Raw genomic sequence first — 21,235 nt, 5'->3', positions numbered from 1 at the left:
ACGGCGGGCCCGGGTTCTTCAGAGTTTGCGCTTCTTCGGGGGCTGGACGACCTCCTCCCCGCCGGAGGACTCCTCTCTCTCCTCATCGGCCGGCGCCACCGGCTCGTCCTGGTTCGCCTCGATCGACTCCTCAGGCTCATCGTCGGCCGGAGGCTCGAATGGTCGCGTGTGCAAGGTGAGCTCCAGCCCGCCCTCGTCCTCGCTGGAGATGTAACCGTTGGGGGTCAGGTAGCCGTCCACGATGTAGGTGTTGATCGCCTTGACGATCACGGCCCGCTTGGCGGGGTCCTTGAGCGCGGCGTCGAGTTCCTTGTCCGCGGCCTTCGTGGGCTTGGCCGGCAGATTGAGGTAGGCCCGGAGCAGGGGTTCGGAGGAGGCCAGCGACGGGGGCATGGGCCAGTCGTAGGTGCGGTAGTGGGTGCCGGAGATGGTGATGGAGAGCTTCTCGACCGAGATCACCGCCCCGATCGCCAGGTAGCACTTCAGGCAGCACAGTTTGGAGATGCCGACCGCGACGCGCGCCTCGTCGATCAGGCGCAGCCGCTCCTGGTAGGCCGCCCGCTGGTCCTCCGGGAGGGTCGCCATCTTCGCTTTCAGTTCGGCTCGCAGCCTCAGCAGGTCGTCGGCGAACTGGACCTCGGCGTGCACCTTGCCGTCCAGGAACTGGAGGGTCTGCGCGCTCGTCTGGACCTTTCCCCAGGTCGCCTCGAGTTCGGCGAGGAAGGTGATGGTCTTGCGCAGGCGCCGCTCGGCCGCCTTCCACTGCTGAAGGGTGGGCTCGCCGTCCCGCACGTCAAGGCCGGACTGGCGCAGCAGGTTCCACATGCCCTGGAGCTGGTCGTTCAGATCCTCCTCGGCGCCGGCGGTCTGCGCGCGCGCCACCTCGAGGAGATCGTTCAGATCGCGGGCCATCTCGTCGTCGGGGGTGTTGGCCCACAGCCTCAGCTCATTCCCGGCGCTGGCCACGGCGACGCACTCCCTGCTGTCCTGCAGGTGCTGCAGAACCCAGGCGAGCCGGTCGAGCGACCGTTGCTCGGAGGTCAATTTCTCCCTCTTATTCTTCTTCCCCTTGAGCAGCTCGGCACGGTACTCCCTGCCGCCGCCGGCCGCCGCGGCCTCCTCCGCCTGAGCCGCGTGCCTGAGCCGCAACCGCTCGTGCACCGCCGCCTTGAGCCGGCGCTCCTCGGCGCCGGGGACCCTTCCCGTCTCCGCCGTGCCCGGGTCGGTGCGGGCTCCTTTGAGCAGGGTCAGGGGGTTCGGCGACACGATGGCGTTCTCGTACCGCTCAAGCACCTCATCGGGGTCCCCACCGGCCTCCGCGGCCAGCTCCCTGACCTCGTTGAGGATGGCCTCGTCGTCGGCCTCGCCGCGCTGCCAGGCCAGCTCCGCCACGATCTCCGGCATCTCGGTGTAGGGCACCCGGAGGAACTCGCCGATGTCGCGCCACAACTTCGGGTCGGCCGGGGCGGGCATCTCGCGGGCGACCGACAGCACGTACAGCGGCGAGGTTCCGGGCACGACCCTGCGGACAACGCGGATCCAGAACTGCCGCAGGTCCAAGGGCCCCAGCGCCTTGGGCGTCAGCCCGGGCGACAGGCCGTCCACGAGCTTCTTCGCCTGCTGGTTCAGCGCGCGCACGTTCAGCAGGTCCGTGAAGTTCACGAACGAGAGGAGGTGGGCGGCCAGGTCGCGCGGGAGGCTCGTCAGGTACGCGACCAGGTCCGGCACGCGGGAGGCGGGCAGCGCCGGGGCGGGCGCGGGCGCGCGCACCACCTGTTGCTGCTTGGTCCGAACCAGCGTGCCGCCGGTCTGGGCGACCGGCCGGTCGTCGTTGTCGCTGCTGGAGCGGCGCACGGACGGCGAAGCGGGCCGGGGGGAGCGCCGGACGAAGTCATCGTAGTCCGAGCCGATCTCGTAGTTGTCGTCGTCGCTGCCGCCTTCCTCGGCTTGCGACTCCTCCATGGCGGAACCGGTCTCCCGGGCCTCGTCGTCCGACGGGTTCTTGCGCGGCGGCGCCTTCTCCTTGGAGGAGTCGGAGCCGGAGTCGGTGCTCGTGCCGCTCTTGCGGGCTTTCTTGCGCGACTTGTCCTTTTTCTTGCCCATCGCCCGATCTCCTGTCCGCCGGGACGGCTAGTGCGTTCCGGCCTTGTAGGTGAGCACCAGCCCGATGTTCCGTATCGCCGCCTTGTCGCCTTCGAGGGTGAGCGTCCAGCCGGGGCCGCCGGGGGCGGCGGCCCGCAGGCCCGGCGTCGGCACGTACGCGCCGCCGGGCAGCGGGAACGCGCGGCCGGCGCCGAGCGTCAGGCGCACGGGCGCGTCGCCGGCGACGTCGAGCACGGCCTGCACGCCGGTGACGCGCGGGTCGGCCAGGCCCGGCAGCAGGTCGGTGGTGACCGGCAGCACCAGCGACGGGGCGTCGCCGGCGGTGAACTCCTGCCACTGGTCGGGGAAGTCCCGGGCGAGGTCGAGGAACCGCGCGGCCGGGTAGGGCCGCAGCATGCCCTTGACCGCGTTGGCGAAGACCTCGCCGCCGTTCCTGGCGGTGTACCTGACGGTGATCACGACGTCCCGCAGGGAGGCCGGGCGGGCGCCCGACAGCGCGAGGCTCCAGGTGGACACCGCGCCGGTGCCCTCGAAGGGCAGGTAGCGGTCGTCGTCGTAGCGCAGCTCGAACAGCCCGTCGCCGTCGGCGCCGTCCTCGACGTGGGAGACGGCGATCTGCCGGCCGGCCCGCCAGTCGGCGCGCACCGTGGCCGGGGGCGCGCCCTTGGGGTCGAGCAGGTGCTTGACGGCCTTGGCGTCGGCGTCCAGCACGGTCTTGTGGCCGAGTTGGGTCAGCGTCGCATTCAGGTCGGGACGGCCGCCGCCCTCGTCCTCGAACGACAGCCCCACCGTCCTGATCTGGCGGCGGTAGTGCCCGGGGAAGTCGCGGTCGAACAGCGCCTCGGTGAGCGCGAACTCGCAACGGCCGGTGTTCGCCAGGCGCAGCATGGCCGACGGGTCCAGGGCCAGCAGCGACATCCGCTTGACGATCTCCAGGTCGCGGGTGTCGGCCGCGAGGTAGGCGTTGGCGAGCATGTCGAGGTCCATGCCGAGGCCGTCGCCGGCCGTCAGCCCGGCGCGGCGGCTGTCCCAGTACAGCGGCTTGATGTAGGCGGGCCCGTCGGGGACGCCCCGCTCGAACCGGTAGGCCCGTTCGGCGGCGCGCGCCATCTCGTAGGCCATCCCGTAGGCCTGGAAGTACAGGCCCGACAGGCGGCCGGCCATCCACTGGTAGAGGTCGGCGCCGGAGAACTTGTCCTTGAGGAACGCGGTGACCGCCTGCTGGTTGGCGATCTCCTGCGTCTGGACGTCCAAATCGCGCTGCGCGGCGGTCAGCGCGTGCTCCGCGCTCGTCACCTGGTGCTCCGCCTGCGCCAGGTCGTTGCGGGCCAGGTCGATCTGGAACCGCCAGTCCTGCTCGGAGCGCTGGTACTCCGAGACCACGCCGAGCAGCTCGCCCAGGAGGCTGAACGACTCGCCGAACTGCTCGGGGACCTCCGCGGCCTTGTCCAGCGCCTTGCCGATCTGCTTGCCGCCGTACTCGGTGCCGACGATGAACGGACCGAACAGCACCTGCGGGACGCCGTGCGCGATGGAGGAGCCGAGCTTGAGCCCGCCGGCGGCCAGGTGGGTCGCGGCGGCCAGCGTCATGAGGCCGATCTGCGCCCGCTGGACCTGCGACATGCCGTCGTCCACGAGCTGCTGGTAGTGCGACAGCCGCGTGTTGACGGCGGTCCGCCCGGCCTCCGCCTCGCGCTTGCTCTCCTCGGCGGCCTCCACCTGCGCCTGCTTGACGGCGCGGGCCAGGCCGAGGATCACGGTCTCCTGCCGGGCCTGCAGCAGGGTGAGCTCCTCGGAGTCGCGCCGCTCCAGCACGCCGAGCAGGGCGTCGCCGAATGAGCGCAGCTTGTCCACCAGCTCCTGGGACCTGCGCAGGAGCACCGCGAACCGGTGCTCGGGCACCGGGACGGGCGGCGCGGCGGCGGCCGCGTCCGGCGCGGCGCCGCCGGCGACGGCGCTCACCAGGGCGGCCGGGTCGATCGGCGGGTCGAACAGCGGCACGGGACGGCTGACGCCCATGATGTCCAGCGACTGCCTGATCTTCAGCAGCCGGTCCTCGACCCGCGTCCAGTATTCGGCGAACACGGCGTTGCCGGGGATGGTGAAGTACGGGTCGGCCACTCCGGCGTGCACCGCCCCGGGCCCGGTGAGCATCTCGCCGCCCCCGGTGAGCTCCGGCAGGCGCTCTTCGCGCTCCAGGTCGGCGTAGCTGCGCGCCGACCCGGTGCCGATGGCCGGGCGCAGGCGGCCGGGACGGTCTCCGAGCAGGTCGTGGGCCAGGATGTAGAGCATCCGCGCCTCGTCCACGCTCTCGGCCGTGTACTGGCGGAACAGCATGTCCCCCCAGTCGAGCAGGTTGTCGACGTAGGCCATGACGACCGCGCGGCGGTAGGCCACCGGGCGCAGCGCGGCGATGGCGTGCGGGTCGAACGGGTCCTCCCGGTAGGCGGCGAGCAGCCGCCCGTTGTCGCCCACCAGGTCGTACTGCCGCCGCAAGCCCCCGATCAGCGCGACGCGCTCGCGCAGTTCGGCCAGCACCGCCCGCGCCCGGGGCGTCTCGGCGCCGGTGACCTCGTCCAGCGCGTCGTCGAAGTCGCGGGTGGCCAGGTCCCTGAGGTGGTCGACGTCGTCGTCCTCCAACGCCCGCTCCTGGAACGCCGCCGCCAGCGACCTCAGCCGGTCCAGTTCCGGGCCGAGCTCCGCCTCCGCCCGGGACACCTCGGCGCCGAGCCGCCGCAGTTCGGCCAGGTCGCCGGCGCAGCCGTCGGCGAGCGCCCGCGGGTCGATCGCGAGGAACGGCAGGAACCGCCAGTAGGCGGAGGGGTCGGTGGGGTCGAAGATGTACTCGTACCAGCGGCGCGCGTCCTCGAACCGCTGGGCGCCGTTGAGCGCCTGCGCGATGAGCAGCGGCGCGTGGAAGAAGATCTCCCAGTAGTAGACGCTGTTGCTGCTCTGGAAGTCCAGGTAGGAGCTGGTGGGCAGTCGTTCGGGGGTGACCTTGTCCGCGCGCACCCGCACGGTCGTGGGCCCGGTCGCGCCGGTCCCGAAGGCGGGCAGCTCGTCGGTCTCCTGGGACTCGGGGGCGAGCAGCGCCGCCACCCCGCCGGCCAGCAGCCGCCGGTTCAGCACGAACGCGGTGCTGGTGGTCAGGCGCACGATCTCCTGCGGCAGCGTGGCGTACTCGTAGGGGACGGCCACCTCGGCGTCCTTGGCGTAGCGCACGTACCGGTCGCCCATGAACAGGAACAGCTCCGCCGTGGTGTCCAGCGCCCCGGTCAGGCCGGTCTCCACGCCGTCGGGCAGCTCGCCCCAGTTCCCGGCGATCGGCGTGTACGCGGTGACCGCGTCGAGGTCCCGCCCGGGTTCCCAGACGGCGTAGGAGTCGCCGCTGAAGACGTACCGGTGGCCGGACTGGCGGAACACCGCGTTCACCGGCCGGGCCATCGAACGCGGATACCCCTGGTCGGTGACGCCCGAGGGGGCGCCGTTCCGGCCGAGGGTGTAGCGGGCGTACTCCGTGCCGCTGGTCACGTACAGCGCGCCGTCCTCGACGTAGGCCGCGTCGACGGTGCGCCAGCGGCTGCCGAGGTCGCGGGTCTCGTACGTCCCCGGCTCGCCGTTCCCCACGCGCAGTTCGTAGGTCTGCGCGGTGTTGTCGAAGAAGCAGGAGAAGGCGGGGGTGACCAGGGCCGCGCCGACGGGGCTCCAGGTGGGCAGGCCGTCGGGATTGCCGGCGAGCGTCTTCGGATAGCCCTCGTCGAGCCGCTGCCTGCCGTCGTCCCCGGCGAGCGTGTACCGCAGGTAGCGGTCACCGTAGATCATGTAGGTGCGGCCGTCGCGGACGAAGGCGGCGTCCAGGTGGTCGACGGTGAAGGCCATGTCGTCGCCGCCGTCGGCGAGGTCGCGGGGCGGGGTCCAGCGCTCCCACATCGGCCGGACGGTCTCCAGCGAGCCGGACATGGCGTACCCGCCGCGCTCCTTGGAGAAGAAGTACTCGGTGCCGTCCGGCGCGGTGAACGCGGCGTCCACCGCGGACCATTTGGGCAGGTTGTCGCTGTTGTCGCGCATGTGCTGAGGGAAGCCCGGGTCGGGCGGCCCGATGGGGGCATCCCCCGTGCAGCGGACGTACTCATCGCCGGAGAACAGGTAGACGTGCCGGGCGCGCACCAGCACGGCGTCCACGACACCGGTCGTGGTGAGGTTCTCCGGCGGCCTGCCCCAGTCGCCGGCGATGGGCAGATCCGATTTGGCCCGCGTACGGCCACGGGCGATCTTGACGTAGCGGCCGCTCTTGTTACCGAAGAAGTATCGGGTGCCGTCGGCCAACTCGAACGCGGCGTCGACGCGGTCCCACGCGGGCAGCTTGTCCTTGTTGCCGCGCAGCATGGTCAGGCGCGTCTCTTCGGCCGGGGCCGGGATGATCGGCCTGATGAGGAAGCTGCCGCCCTTGTGGTCGACGCTCAGCCAGTGCCGGTCGGGCGAGGAGGCCGGCCGGTTGAACCGCACGATCGCCCCCGCCCCGACGGCTTCGGCCTCCTCGGGCGCCAGGATGTCGGCGACCTCGCCCGGCCTGCCCGTCTGCGCCGTCAGCCCGGTGACCGGGACGGCGTACAGCTCGGGGGTGAGCGCGAAGGACACCGCGCCGGGCGCGGTGGGCAGGGCGCACGAGACGAGGATGGCGTCGTGCTCGTCGCCGGGATCCTGACCGGGCAGCGGCGCCGACCACACCGACAGCGGGAGGTCCGGCGGCGCGCCGCTCCACAGGATGTCCGCCGACCCGACGACCTGCGGAGGGACCCACTCCTGGTTCAGGTTGCAGAAGGAGTAGAAGATCTTCACACGTTGCGGACCGGGGGGCGCGGTGACCGTCTGCTTGTCGCCCACGCGCGTGGCCGTGATCGCCGTGTTCGAGGTGTTCTGCGGGACGACCGCCTCCACGCCCACCCAGAAGACGAACACCCGGTCGAAGGCGTGGATCGGATAGACCTTCTCCGCGTCGATGCGCAGGTCGATCTTCAGCCACGGCCCCCAGGTCGTGGAGAGCCGGACGCCCTCGCGGAACTCGGCGCGCCGGTAGTAGAACCGCAGCGGGGCGGTCCTGGTACGGCCGAACAGCACCAGGCCGCGCGTGCCCCGCCCGGCGCCATCGGGCACGTAGACGTAGCCGCCCGCGATCGCCAGGCGCGACACCTCGGTGTACTCGTCCAGGTAGCGCTTGTAGGCGCGCTGCACCCCGTCGCCGGTGATCTCCCCCTGGAGCAGGTCCTTCTCCAGCTCCTGGAAGGCCGGGGTCTTGGTGTCGCGCAGCTCCGGCCGCAGGTAGTTCTCCGGGTACAGGAAGACCTCGCGGTTGGCCTCCCACGTGCGGTAGTTGCGCATCCAGCCCCACAGGGCCTTGATCCGCGCGCGGACCTGCTCGGCGGCCAGGCCCGAATACACGGTGACCGGCTCCAGGTCCAGCAGGTAGCGGTGCAGGTAGAGCTGGACGGCCGCGATGGCCTCCTTGACCCGCGAGGTCGTGCCGCGGGCGCCCATGTCCACGTCGATCAGCAGGTGTTCGAACAGCTCGCGCGAGGTCCGCCGCCCGGGGGCGGCGGCGAGCGCGGCCGAGACCAGAGCGTCCCGCTTGAGCAGGTTCAGCTCGTCGTGCACCTGCCGCGACAGCTCGGCCCACTCCTGCGGCCCGTGCGCCCGCGCGAGCAGCCCGTACAGGGCGGACGCGGCGCGCTCCAGCTCCGCCGCGCGCCTGGCCGCCGACTCGCGCTCGGCCGCCGACTCGTGCTCGCCGTAGACCCGCGACCAGATGTCGGCGTACACCGCGGACGGGCCGAGGCCCAACCGTCCGGTGAGCAGGAACAGCTCGGCGAGCTGGAGGACGAACTCGATCTCCAGCCGGTCGCCGGGCCGCGGCGCGTCCGGCAGCAGGTCACGGTGCCGCTTGACCCACCTCAGCTCCTCGGCGTCCCAGCCGAACAGCGCGGCCAGGCCCCGGTAGGGGTCCTGGACGGGGACGGGCCCCGCGCCGAGCTGGGCGGCCAGCCCGCCGTCGCCGCCCGGGTGCTCGCGGGCCAGGGCGGCGAAGCGGGCGATCGTGGCGACGTCGTCCAGCCGGTAGTCCGCCGCGGCGGACCAGCGTCGCGCGAACGCCTGCGGATAGGTGCGGTCCACGACGCCGTACCGTCCGGCCCCGCCCGGGCTCCCCGGACCGGCGCCGCTCGTCGCCCGGCCGGCTCCGCCCGCGCCGCTCGTCGTCGCCTGGCCGGCTCCGCCGGCGCCGTGCCGGCTCGCCTCGGCGGCCGTACCGGAGTAGCGCACGTACTGGTCGCCCTTGGCGAGGTAGGTGCGGCCCTCGAAGACGAACGCCCCGTCGATGCCCGCCTCGAAGGACGCCGGCAGGTCGCCCCAGGCGTTCCGGATGGCGCGGGGGTGTCCCTGCTCGACCCGATCCAGGTCACCGGGGGCGTAACGGGCGTACTGGTCGCCGCGGAAGGCGTACAGCTCGCCGTCCGGGGTGGCGAACGCGGCGTCCACCCCGGGCGGCCCGTCGGCGAACGCGTTGCGCAGCCGGCCCCACGTCCCGGCGACCGGCCGCGCGACCGGCCCTGACACCTGCCCCGCGACCGGCCCTGGCGCCTGCCCCGCGACCGGCTCGGCCCGTCCGCCCCCGGCGTCCGCGGGGGCGGCGTCCGTCGCCGGGGTGGCGGCGCCGTCGTCGGCGGTGGCCGGGTCGTCGGCGCGCAGGTACTTCTTGCCCTTGAACAGGTAGAGGTGCCCGTCGGCGCCGGTGAACGCCGCGTCGATGCCGTCGTGGAACTCCTCGGGCAGCGCCGCGACCCCCAGCTCGGCAGGCAGCGCGGCGGCGATCGTCCGCGGGTACCCCTCGTCGGCGAAGGCCAGGTCGGTGCCGGAGTAGCGCACGTACTGGTCGTCGGAGAACAGGAAGGCCCGCCCGCCGGCGACCAGCGCCGCGTCCACCCGGCCGCGCTCGGCCAGCGCGTTGCGCACCCGGCCGGCGAACCCCAGGTCGTAGGTGACGGCGACGGCGTCCGACACCGCGTGGCATTCGCCGCCGACGAACAGGTAAACGGTGCGCCGGTTGGCGACCACCGCCTCGACCAGCCGGTCGTGGCCGGCGGCGAGGCGGTCGATCAGCACGTCGTCGAACGACTCGGGCAGGTTGGCGAACGCCTCCTCCTTGCGCAGCTCGCCGATGATCGGCTTGGGGTAGCCGGGGTCGGCGTAGCGGTACTCGGCGCCGGTGTAGCGCACGTACCGGTCGCCGGAGAACAGGAACGTCGTCGAGCCCCGGTACACGAACGCGGCGTCCACCCGTGCCACGTCCTCCACCTGGCCGGCGCCGTCCCCGTCCGGCGAGCCGGAGACCGACCCGCCCGAGGAGCCGGAGGCCGACCCGGCAGGGGCCTCGGAGACCGGCGACCCGGCCGGGGAACCGTGCGCGCCGGCGGCGCCGAACAGGCCGCGGGAGCCGCTCCACCGCTCCCTGGTCGGCTCCATGGGCGAGAAGGCGCCGTCGCGGTAGGCGGTGTAGCGACCGGTGAAGAAGAAGTACGTGGCGCCGTCGCCGGCGGTGAAGGCCGTCCGCAGCACCTCGCCCGGCCGAAGGTCCCGGCCGTAGCCCCGCCAGACGCGCTCGATCGGACGGGGGTAGGACCACACGCCGGCCACCTGGTCGTACTGCAGGCACTCGTCGCCGCGCAGCAGGAGCATGGTGCTCCCCTCGAACAGCACGGCGTCGGGGAAGGTGAACCCCTCGGCGCGGTAGGCCTGCGGGATGTCCCAGAAGCCGGCGTCGGCGGGGCGCGGGTACCCGGGGTCGGGGCTCCGGTAGTCCGCGCCGGAGTAGACGACGTGGCGGGTCCGCCCGTCGGGGCCGGGCCGCTCGAACAGGTAGGTCCTGCCGTCGCGCACGTAGGCCAGCGCCACGTTCGACAGCCCCGCCCAGTGCTCGGCCACCGGACGCGGCCGGCCCGCCTCCGAGGCGTCCGAGGTGCGAGAGCCGCCGGAGGCGCCCGAGGTGCCCGGGGCGGCGGGGTAGGTGACGAACTGGTCGCCGCTGAACAGGTAGGTGTTCCCGTCCCGGCCGACGAACGCGGCGTCCACGATGCCGCGCTGGTGGATGTTGTCGCGCGGCCACCCCCACTCCTCGGCGAGGGGGTGGTCGCGTCCCAGCCGGACGTTGTAGCAGGACGATCCCTTGAACAGGTAGGTGGTGCCGTCGGCGCCCCGCAGCACCGCGGAAAGGCCCGTGCGGTACTCGGGCGGGACGGCGCGCAGCGTCCTCGGCCGCGTGGGCGACGAGGTCGCCACGGTCCCCTCCAGCGCGCCCAGGTGGCGCCAGCCGTCCGGTCCCTGCGCGACCACCCGGCCGTCCTCGATGAAGGCGCAGGTGACCCCGGCCAGGTCGAGGTGGGTGTGGCGCCGGTAGAGGCCGTCGGAGACGACGTGGCAGCTGCCGTCCTTGAACAGGTACACGTTGCGCCGGTCGGCGAACGCGGCGTCGATGCCTCCCGCCAGCGGCACGTGCAGGTTCCGCAGCCGGGGCTCCTGCGCGAGGGCGGCGACCGGGCGCGGGTAGCCGTCCTGCACCGCCGAGTAGTCCTCGCCCTCGTAGCGGACGTACTGGTCGCCGGAGAACAGGTAGGTGTGGGTGCGCACGACCTCCACGCCGTCCACGACCTCGGTCGAGTCCGCCACCAGCGTCGCGTCGACCCGGCCCGTGCGCGCGAGGGCGTTGACGACGTTGCCCCAGAACGGCGTGACCGACGCCGGGTAGCGGTCGTCGACGCGGGTGTAGTCCGCGGTCGAGTACCTGACGTACCGGCGGCCGGAGAACAGGTAAGTCTTGCCGTCCTTGCCGACGAACGCGGCGTCCACCCGCTCGAACGGGAGACCGTCCCAGTCCTCGCGCAGCGTGCGCACCTCCGACCACCAGCGGCGCCTGCTGTCGAACACCACGAACCGGTCGCCGGAGAACAGGTACGTCAGCTCGTCGCGGCCGGTGAACACGGCGTCGACCCTGGTGAACCTCGGGTCGCCGGAAAGGCTCGACGGCAGGTTCCACCAGTCGTCGGTCAGCGGACGGGGGTGGCCGGGGTCGGGCGTCGAATAGTCCCGGGTGGAGTAGCGGACGTAGAACGAGGTCTCGTCGCCGGGGCCGCCGTGCACGGCCAGCCGGTCGCCCTCACGACGGACCTCCACCCCGATGCCCTGCTCGGTGGTCACCCTCCAGGCACCGCCCCCGCCCGCAGGAACGGGCCGGGCGTCGTCCGCGAGAGGGAGACCGTGCTCGGCGAGGCGGCGGCGCAGCGCCCGCGGGACGCGGCCGGCGGCCAGTTCGGCCTCGGCGGCCGAGGCGTCCTCAGGGTCGAGCGGCAGGTCGAACAGCCGCCCGGGCAGGCCGAACAGGTAGGTCTTGCGGTCCAGGACGAACGAGGCGTCCACCCTGCGCAGCCCGCCCCAGTCGGGCTCGATGCGGCGCGGGTATCCCTGGTCGACGACCGAGTAGTCGGAGGTCGAGTACCGCAGGTACCGCTCGCCGCTGAACAGGTAGGTCCGGCCGTCCATCCCGACGAACACCGACTCCACGGCGCCGCTGGACAGCACGTCGGACAGCACGCCCCAGCGCCCGGCCACCGGCACCACCTGGTCGGCGGCCCCCCAGCGGCCCTGCTCCCCGCCGGCGCCGCCCCCTGTTCCGGGGGTGGGCGGGAGGGCGACGGTCCTGCCGTCCTTGAACAGGTGGACCGCGCCGTCCCCGGTCGCGAAGGCGGCCTCCAGCCCGCCCTCGAACGCGACCGGAGCGCCGGGGAAACGCGTCTCGATGCGCAGCGGGTACCCCTCGACGGCCAGGACGCCGTCGTTCTCGATGCTGTCGGCGTACTCCATCACCTGGTCGCCGGCGAACAGGTACACCGCGCCCGAGGCGTCCGCGTACGCCGCGTCCACCCGCTCCGCGCCCGCGAGCGTGTTGCGCACCCTGCCCCAGGTGCCGGCGATGGGACGGTCGGCCGCGTCGCCGACGGTGACGAAGCGGTCGCCGCTGAACAGGTGGACCGCGCCGTCCCGGTGCCGGAACCCGGCGTCGATCGACCGGCGGAACGGCGCGGGCAGCGGGGTTCGCCGGTCCTCGCCCTCCCACCATTCGCCGATGCTCCGCGGGTACCCCTCGTCCACGACGGTGTAGTCGGCGCCGGAGTAGCGCACGTACTGGTCGCCGCGGAACAGGTAGGCCCTGCCCTCCTCGTCCACGAACGCCGCGTCCACGCGCTCGGGGTCGTCGAAGGCGTTCTCGACCTTCCCCCACACCCGGTCGCGCTCCACCCAGCGGGCGCTGCCGTGCTCCCTGACGAACGTCCGCGAGGCGCCGTCGCTCCACCGTCCGACGATCCACTCGGCGCCGGCGACGGTGAAGGCGGCGTCCACGCTCCGCAGGCCGGCGAACCGGTCCGACAGCTCGGTGAGCGGCCGCGGCCGGGGATCGGTCAAGGCGTAGGTCCCCGTCGAGTAGGCCCAGTAGGCGTCGCCCAGGAACAGCAGGACGCCGCCGTCGGCGGTCTCCAGCAGGGCGTCGAAACGGCCGGCGCCGGGCGGCAGCGCCAGCGGCTCGGGGTACCCGCCCACCAGGTCCTGATCGCGGAAGGCCACCAGCACCTCCGCCGCGTCCAGGCCGAGCTTGGCCGCGAGCACGGCGAACCCGCGGATCCGCCGGTAGGCGCGCCGGAAGCGCGGGCCCACCGCGCCGGCCGCCTCCGCCGCGCCCGGGAGGCCGTCGTCCGCGGCGGCGTCCTCCGCGGCGAGCGCGGGCACCACCAGCACCTCCATGGTCTGCGCCGCGCCGCCGGTGACGCCCGCGCAGATGGCGGCGACGGTGTCCGCGGGCACGCCGAGGGCGTCCTGCAGCAGCGAGGACACCAGCGTCCGCTGCCGGTCGGCGAGCGCGCCGAGGGTCGCGACGATCTCCGCCATCCCGGCCGACACCTCGATCGCCACCGCGTGCAGCAGGTAGAACAGGTCCTTGGCGTAGTCCTCCAGGCCCGCGACCGTGTAGTGCAGCACGTTGCCCGCGTCGCCGAAGTACCCGAGCCGTTCGAGGGGGACGGCCAGCGCCCGGTTCAGGTCCCCCGCCCCGACGAGCATGTCCACCAGCCGGGCGCGCTCGCGCTCGTCGAAGTCCAGCGCCGCGAGCGCCACGAGGTCGAGCCGGTACGGCCGCTGCTCGGCGAGGATCGCGGAGACGCGGCCGGCCACCATGGCCGTCTCCGCGTCGGTGAACCACGCTCCCAGTAAGGCCGAGCCCGACGAGTCGGCCAGTGCCCTCATCGTCGCGTCCACCCGCATGAGGCCGTCGTCGGTGAAGGCGCCGTCGAGGTCGGCCAGGACCCGCCCGGCGACCGCCTCGTCGGCGATGTCCTGGAAGTCCTCGGCGACGAACGTGCACAGCTCCGCCCTGAAGTCCTCGACCTGGCCGCGCATCGCCGACAGCACGGCCCCGCGGTGCGGGTGGAACTCGGGGGGCAGCGCCAGGTCGTCGGCGCCGGCGGCGAGCAGGGCCGCCTTGTCGCGGTACGCGCCGTCCCGGTCGAGGTACTCGTTGAAGCGCAGCGCCTCCACCAGCGCGCCGACCTGGATCTCGGTCAGCGGGAGCGCCGCGAAGACGGCGGGGTCCAGGACGAGCCGTCCGCCGTGGAACCGCTCGACCCGCTCACGCAGCCGTCCGAGCACGGCGGGGGCGACGTCCCCGAGGTCGGCGTTGACGACGAGCAGCTCGACGTCGGAGTCCTGCGGGTCCTCCTTCGTGAACGGCGCGGGCCAGAGGATCTCGCCTTCGGCGTCGAGGTAACCGTTGAAGACGAGGTTGTCGTACAGCTCGGCCCGCTCGTCAGGCCCGAGTCCCAGCGAGACCAGATCGGACGGGTACAGCGCCGCCGTCCCCGCCGCTTCGTCGTCATCCGGCCGGTCATCCCCCGCGTCCGGGTCCGTTGCCGTGTCCGCGTCCCCGTCCGTGCCCGCGTCCGTGCCCGCGTCCGTGCCGGGCGCCGGTGCGCCGCACAGGCGGGCGATCACGTCGTAGAGCGCGCGGCGGTGCGGGGTGAAGTCGCGCGTCAGGCGCAGCTCCTCCCCCGCACCCGGAAGCCTGTCCGGCACCAGTTCGCCGTTGGCCCGCAGGTAGCCGGCGGTGACGAGATCGGCGTAGATCTTCCCGGTCAGCCTCTGGTCGAGGCCGAGGTCCAGGAAGTCCTCCTCGGTGAGCACGGCGAGGTCGGTCAGCGCGTCGTAGGCCGCCGGCTCCGCCTCGGCACGGTCGAATCGGAGCACCCGGTCGTCACCCGGCGACACCACGCCGTCGTAGGCGGTCAGCACGTCCTGGATGACCTGGGACGCCCGCTCCCCGAACCGGTCGGAGACGAAGGAGCCGGGTCCGAACGCCACGCTCTGGAACTCCCGGCCCAGGTCCGCGGCGACCGCGTCGGTCCCGTCGTCGGCGGGGACCGCGCCCTCGCCCGCCCGGCCCGTACCGTCCCCGCCCGCCGCCGACGCCCCGTCCGCCCTCGACGCCGCGTCCACGCCCGCACGCCCATCCAGGCCGGTGGACAGCGGATCGCCGGTGGACAGCGGATCGCCGCCGCTCAGAGCCACCGGACCGCCCATGACCGCGCCCAGGTCCTCGACGCCGAACCCGTCGGCCCGCATCCACTCGGCGACGCCGGAGAGCGTCCGGGCCAGCCACAGGCTCGCGCCGGCGTCCCCGGCCTCCAGGATGCGATGGCAGTCGCGGGTGCCCGGATCGTCGTCCAGCGGCAGCCCGCGGAAGGGCGTGTAGCCCTGCGGCCGCGGCGCGGGATCGGCCTCCACGGCCGCGAGCACGCCGAAGAACTCGCCGGTGGAAAGGCCGAGCGCCGCGCTCAGCCGGGTGACCCGGTGCAGCAGCGACAGCGCCGCCAGACCGATCTCCTCGCGGTCGAACGGACCGGGCTCCAGCGGCGTGCCCGCGTACCTGCGGCGGTAGCGGACGACGATCTCCACCAGGTCGCTCTCGCCGACCGACAGGCCGCTCGCCAGGCGGCGGCGGTAGGCGGCGTTGCGCGGCGCGAGAATGTCACCCGCGCACCGCAGCGCCCGCCCCGCCGGCGGCGCGTCCGGCCATGGCCAGACCAGGCCGTCCTCCTGGCCGCCCGGACCGGTCATGACGTCGTTGTAGGTGCGGGTGAACAGGTCGCGGGGGTCGGCGCCGTCCCGGATGCCCGTGGTGTCCATCGGGGCGGCGAGGGCGCAGACCACGTCCACCGGCAGGTCGTGGGTCCGGTGCAGGTACACCACCGCGGCGAGCACGCGCAGGGCGGCCGGGTCGATGCGGTTGCCGCAGCAGGTTCTGAGCACCACGTCCAGGTCGGCGATCGACAGGCCGGTCCTGCGCGCGAGGCGCACGAAACGGCGCGTTCTCTCGAACCACTCCCAGGGCACGGGCGTCTCCCCGGTTCCCCACACCAGCCGCCGTCCCTCCGCGTCCACGCTCACGGGGGTGCCGCCCTGGTTGACGAAGAAGGCGGACGCCTCGGCGTGCGGCGGGCGGGCGAGCGGGAGGAGGTTCTGGAACAGCAGGTCCCGCAGCTCCGCGGCGGTGAGCATGGTGGCCCGGCGGAACCGGTCGACGTCCTGCAACGCGGTCAGCGGCTTGTCGCCGAGGCCGTAGCACTCCTGGACGGCGGCCTCGCCGGAGAGCACGGTCGTCACGATCGCGGCGTCCTCGGGCGTGAGGCCCAGGTACTCGCGGGCGACCACGTCGGCGCTGACCCGCGCCGCGAACGCGCGGTAGAACTCCTCGGGGGCGATCTCGAACCGGCGCAGGTACGCCCGGAATCGCTCGTCCTGCAACGAGAACGGCTTGTCGAACGGAAACCGCAGCTCACGCAACCGCGCGAAGGCCTCCGCCTCCACCTCCGCCTGCGTCGCGGGCTCCGCGTCCGCGCCCGTACCCGCGTCCGCGCCCATACCTGCTTCCGCGTCCGTACCTGCGTCCGCGTCCGTACCCGCGCCCGCGCCCATACCCGCCGTGTCCGCGTCCGCGGACATGCCCGGCCCTCCGGACGTGTCCGGGCCCACGGTCGTATCCGGATCCGCGGACATGTCCGTACCCGCGGACGTACCCGGACCTGCGGACGTACCCGGAGCCGAGGTCGGGTCCGGGTCCGCGGACGCGTCCGCCGTGAGGAACCTCGCCAGCACCTCGTTGACGATGTCCAGGTACGGGACCTCGGTGTAGGTGCCCGCATGGTCGAGGAGGACCCGCTTCAGCCCCGGCCGCCGTTCGAGCAGCGACGGCTCCTCGAAGTTGTCCTCCACGAGTTGGAGCAGGTCGGTCAGGTAGGCCGCGGGCGAGGTGACCGACCCCGGCTCCTCCTGCTCCCCGAAGTCCAGTTCGCCGAAGAGCCGGTCGTAGCTCGGCAATGAGCCGTCTTCGCGCAAGAGATCCTCCAGCTCGGATCCGATGAAGCGAGATAGGTGCCCCGGGGCATGGCGGATCGAGCCGTCGAATCTCGCACGAGGGCGCGCGAGATCACATGGCACGGCGATCGGCGAAGACGGTCCGTCTCTGCTCCGCCCGGCCATACTTGCACTCAACGCCTTGGAACGAAACAGATCCGGACTCAACAAAACAGGTAAAGCCAACCGTCCGGCGCCGACAACCGAAAATAACCAGCTTTAACCTCATATGTCGTATTACGAGGAGCGCCTGCCCGAAGGCGTACACCCGGCAGGTCACGGGCCATCGCCACCGTGCTTCCCCACGGACCGGCGCCCGCGAAGGTCGCCACCGAGTTTCCCGGACGAAGTTCGCGATAATGGACGATGAACCCTACAAACGCTCGAATATCACCATTCGTCCAACGGTGATCGCGAACTGGTACTGGACTGCCCAAAGCGGACGAGCGTGGCACGCCGGGCCCCCGTGCCAGTCCGACTTCGCGAACCCTGCGACGCACGCCCGGAAAAGGTGCCACTGATGAGCGGCGGCCGAGGAAGCGTCAGGTGGCCAGGGGCTCGGCGTCCACGTCGTGGGCGTAGAGCCAGGCGTTGTGCCGCAGGACGTCGCCCTCGCGCAGGCCGGCGTCGCGTTCGCGTTGCTCGGGACCGTCCGCCAGGTGGTTGTACTCGGCGCGGCCCCGGCTCATCAGTTGCGCGCGGCTCGCGCGCGGCCTGCGGGTCGCCTCGTAGGAGAGCAGGGCCTTCGGCACCATGTCAGGGTCGGCGCCGCCCAGGCACCGGGCGAGCACGGCGGCGTCCTCGATGGCCTGGCCGGCGCCTTGGGCGAAGAACGGCAGCATCGCGTGCGCGGCGTCACCGAGCAGAGTGACGCGGCCGCTGGTCCACCGCTCCAGCGGGGCGCGGTCGTAGAGCGCCCAGCGCTTGGTGCCGGGCGCGGCGTCGATGAGCCGCCGCAGGCCCACGTCCCAGTCCTCGAACTCGCGGGCGAAGTCGGCGAGCTCGCCGTCGGCCGTCCAGGACTCAAGGCGCCACTCGCCGGCCGGCACGACGGCGACGAGATTGACCAGGCGCCCGCCGGACACCGGATAGTGCACGACGTGCCGCGCGGGGCCGAGCCAGAGGGTCTGCACCCGCCGCCGCGCGTACTCGGGCGCCCGCTCGACGGGGACCAGCGCGCGGAAGGCGCTGAAGCCGGAGAACCGGGGCGCCGCCTCGGCCACGATGCGCGGCCGGACGGTCGAGTGGATGCCGTCGGCCCCGATGACCGCGTCCGCGCGCACCTTGGTCGTGCCTCCCGACCGGTGCGCGAAGGTGAGCTCGACCTCGGCGTCGTCCTGGTCGAGGGCCACGCAGCGGTGGTCGAGGCGGACGACGCTCGCGGGCAGCGCGTCCTGGAACATCGCGAGCAGGTCGGCCCGGTGCGCGGTGTGCAGGTTGGCGCCGTACAGCCGCTCGCACGCCTCTCCCATCGGCTGGGAGGAGATCACCCGCCCGTCCTCCCACCGGCGGTACTCCCACGCCTCCTCCAGCCAGACCGCGCACCGCGCCAGGGCGTCCCCGAGGCCGAGTCGCGCGATGAGCCGCACCATGTTCGGCGCCAGCATCACCCCCGCGCCCACCTCGCGCAGCACCGGCGCCTGCTCGTACACCTGGGCCTCCACGCCGGCCCGGCGCAGGTACAGCGCCGCCGCCAGCCCCCCGAGACCACCGCCCACGATCGCCACCCGTAAGCCCACGCACGCCCCCAGCCACGATTCCCGGGTAGATCACCACTGCGGAAGTAGCGGGTTCATCTTCACCCGTGCGGCGGGGGCGGATCCAGAGCCTCGCGATGGACGGACCACAAGGTCATGTCCGAAATGGATGACGCAGAGTGGCGTACTCCTCACAGCGATTACGCACCGTACACATCATGCGACTCTGGACGAACTTCGATATACAATCTTCGCCATGTTGTCTTGATGCACTTGTGCCCAAGTGGGCATAGTTGTCCAGATCATCGGCGCAGTGGCCGCGGGACGCCACTCGGGGAACGGCTCCAACCCGCGTCCACAAAGGGCGCGCCGCACACGAAATTGGACACGACAGATGAGCTCGCCCCCTCCGATTCGCACGAGGCTCCTGAGGATCCTCGCGCTGCCTCTGGTCTCCATGGTCGCCTTCTGGGGCTTCATCGCCTACTCCAGCATCACGGAGATCTCCGACATCTCCCGCACGCAGAGCCGCTGGCAGGCCATCGGGGCGCCGGTCCTGCAACTGGTCTACGAGCTCCAGCGGGAACGCCAGGCCTCCGCCCAGGCCCGGAGCACCGGCAACGACCAGGCGCTGGCGAGGCAGCGGCAGCTGACCGACGACCGGGCCCAGGAACTGCGCGAGCTGATCGGGTCGGTCGGCCAGCAGAGCAAGGACGAGACCCCCGCCGAGGTGCGCACCCTGGTAGGAGCCCTGGACTCGCTCCAGACGCTCCGCCGGTCCGCCGACAGCGGCAGCCTCTACCCGCCCGTCCGGGTCATCGACGCCTACAACAAGCTGATCGACGACGCCGGCCGGCAGCTCAACGCCGGTGGCGCGCTGAGCGACGTGTCGACCGACCGGGCGGTGCGCGGCATGGCCGCCTACAACAGCAGCGCCGAGTACCTGAGCAGGGAGAACGCCCTCCTCACCAGCACGATCGTGCAGCGGCGGATGACTCCCAGCGACCGTTCGGCGTTCGTCGCCGCCATGACCGGCCGCCGCATGATCATGGCGAACGCCGCCCGTGACGTCGGGCCCGACCTGCGCGTCCAGTACGACAACCTCGTCCGGGGCCTGCCCTACAAGCGGCTGCTGGAGATGGAGGACAGGGTCTTCAACTGGAACGCCAGCGGCCTGCCCTTCGTGGATCCCGACGACTGGAAGAGCGACACCAGCCTCCTGCAGCAGACCATCAACCGTGACACCCAGAACGAGCTGTTCTGGGTGGAGGAGGCCCGGCAGGCGGCCAAGACCGCGGCGTACTGGCGCATCGGGCTGATCCTCGGCCTCGGCCTGGTGGCGGTCATCGCCTCGATCCTGCTGTCGTTCCGGTTCGGCCTGTCCATGATCGTCGAGCTGCGGCGCCTGCAGAGGTCGGCCGTGGAACTGGCCGAAGTACGGCTCCCCCTGCTGGTCGAACGGCTGCGCAGGGGCGACGACGTGGACCCGGCGACCGAGGCGCCGCCCCTGGACTCCGCCCGCACCGCCGAGGTGGAGCGGGTGGTCCAGGCGTTCTCGGCCGTGCAGCGCACCGCCGTGGAGGCGGCGGTCAGCCAGGCGACGCTCCGCAAGGGCATCGGCCAGGTGTTCCTCAACCTCGCCTGGCGCAACCAGGCGCTGCTGCACCGCCAGCTCACCCTGCTCGACACGATGGAACGCCGCATCGAGGAGCCGGACACGCTGGAGGACCTGTTCCGGCTGGACCACCTCACCACCCGCATGCGGCGGCACGCGGAGAACCTGGTCATCCTGTCGGACTCCACGCCCGCCCGCCGGTGGCGCGACCCGGTGCCGATCTTCGACGTGGCGCGCAGCGCCGTGCTGGAGGTCGAGGACTACACCCGCGTCATCGTGCCGCCCATGCCGCAGGCCCCGCAGCTGCTGGGCGTCGCGGTCGCCGACGTGATCCACCTGCTCGCGGAGCTGGTGGAGAACGCCGCCGTCTTCTCCCCGCCGGAGACCACCGTGCACGTGCGGGGCATGGCGGCGGCCAACGGCTTCGCGATGGAGGTCGAGGACCGCGGCCTCGGGCTGAGCGAGGCCGCCCTGGAGGAGCTGAACGCCAAACTCGCCGACCCGCCGGAGTTCGACCTGGTGGACAGCGACCGGCTCGGCCTGTTCGTCGTGGCAAGGCTCGCGGCCCGGCACGGCATCAAGGTCTCGCTGCGGCGCTCCCCCTACGAGGGCACCACGGCCATCGTGCTGCTGCCCGTCGCCCTGCTCGCCACGCCCGACGCCCCCGTCATCGAACCCATGCCGGACCGCTCCGCCCCGGCGCCCGCCCCCAGTTGGTGGGAACGTTCCCACATACCCTCGCAACGGGGCGCCCCGATGGGTCCCGACCGGGGGGACCGGCCCGCCCGGGCTCTGGGCACGCCTCCGCCCACCGCCCAACGGGCGCTTCCGGCACCGGACGCGCCGTCCTTCCCCCACCGGACGCCAGGGGCCTCCCAGCCGCCGGCACAGCCACCCGTCCAGCCCTCGGGCCGGCGGTCCGCTGAGCTGTTCACCCCGCTCTCCGACCGGCCTCCCGCCTCGCCGACCGCCTCGCCGCCCACCGAACCCTTCACCGCGCCATCCGCCCCGCCACTTGTCCAGCCACCCGCCGAGCCGCCCGCCCGGCCGGCGACCTCACCGGCCGCTCCACCGGCCGGCCGTCCGTCCGCCGCCGTGCCGAGCACCGACGAGGACGACCTGGACGGGCTGCCGATACGGGTGCGGCAGGCCAGCATGGCCCCCCAGCTCCGCCGCACGCGGGCCGCCGAACAGCGCGAAGTCAGCGTGCGCTCCCCCGAGGAACTTTTCAGCATCATGTCGTCCATGCAGCGCGGCTGGCAGCAGGGCCGCGGCGAGGCCGAGCAGAAGTAGATGACGCGCAATCGAAAGGAGGGCC

The 21,235-nt window shown here is 72.7% G+C and carries 4 protein-coding genes; 1 reads left to right on the top strand and 3 read right to left on the bottom strand.

Going from position 1 to position 21,235, the window contains the following annotated elements; genetic code table 11:
• Window positions 1–18 precede the first annotated feature (18 nt).
• The 3 genes from ABZT47_RS10350 to ABZT47_RS10340 form a co-directional block, all read right to left on the bottom strand.
• On the bottom strand, window positions 19–2,103 hold the full coding sequence (locus tag ABZT47_RS10350) for a hypothetical protein (protein ID WP_354838426.1): 2,085 nt from the start codon (window positions 2,101–2,103) through the stop codon (window positions 19–21).
• Window positions 2,104–2,130: 27 nt separating this feature from the next.
• Window positions 2,131–16,587, bottom strand: coding sequence for a hemopexin repeat-containing protein (locus ABZT47_RS10345; RefSeq protein ID WP_354838423.1), 14,457 nt, complete (start codon window positions 16,585–16,587; stop codon window positions 2,131–2,133).
• Window positions 16,588–17,147: 560 nt separating this feature from the next.
• Window positions 17,148–18,344, bottom strand: coding sequence for an FAD-dependent monooxygenase (locus tag ABZT47_RS10340; protein ID WP_354838421.1), 1,197 nt, complete (start codon window positions 18,342–18,344; stop codon window positions 17,148–17,150).
• Between the two features lie 352 nt (window positions 18,345–18,696).
• Here ABZT47_RS10340 and ABZT47_RS10335 point away from each other — a divergent pair, with 352 nt between their 5' ends.
• Window positions 18,697–21,210 carry a nitrate- and nitrite sensing domain-containing protein gene (locus ABZT47_RS10335; RefSeq protein WP_354838418.1) on the top strand — a complete coding sequence of 838 codons (2,514 nt, stop codon included), beginning with the start codon at window positions 18,697–18,699 and terminating at the stop codon, window positions 21,208–21,210.
• Window positions 21,211–21,235 lie beyond the last annotated feature (25 nt).

The organism is Sphaerisporangium sp. NPDC005289 (assembly GCF_040607455.1).
GTDB classification, from domain to species: domain Bacteria; phylum Actinomycetota; class Actinomycetes; order Streptosporangiales; family Streptosporangiaceae; genus Sphaerisporangium; species Sphaerisporangium rhizosphaerae.
This window is presented reverse-complemented; position numbering and strand designations above follow the sequence as displayed.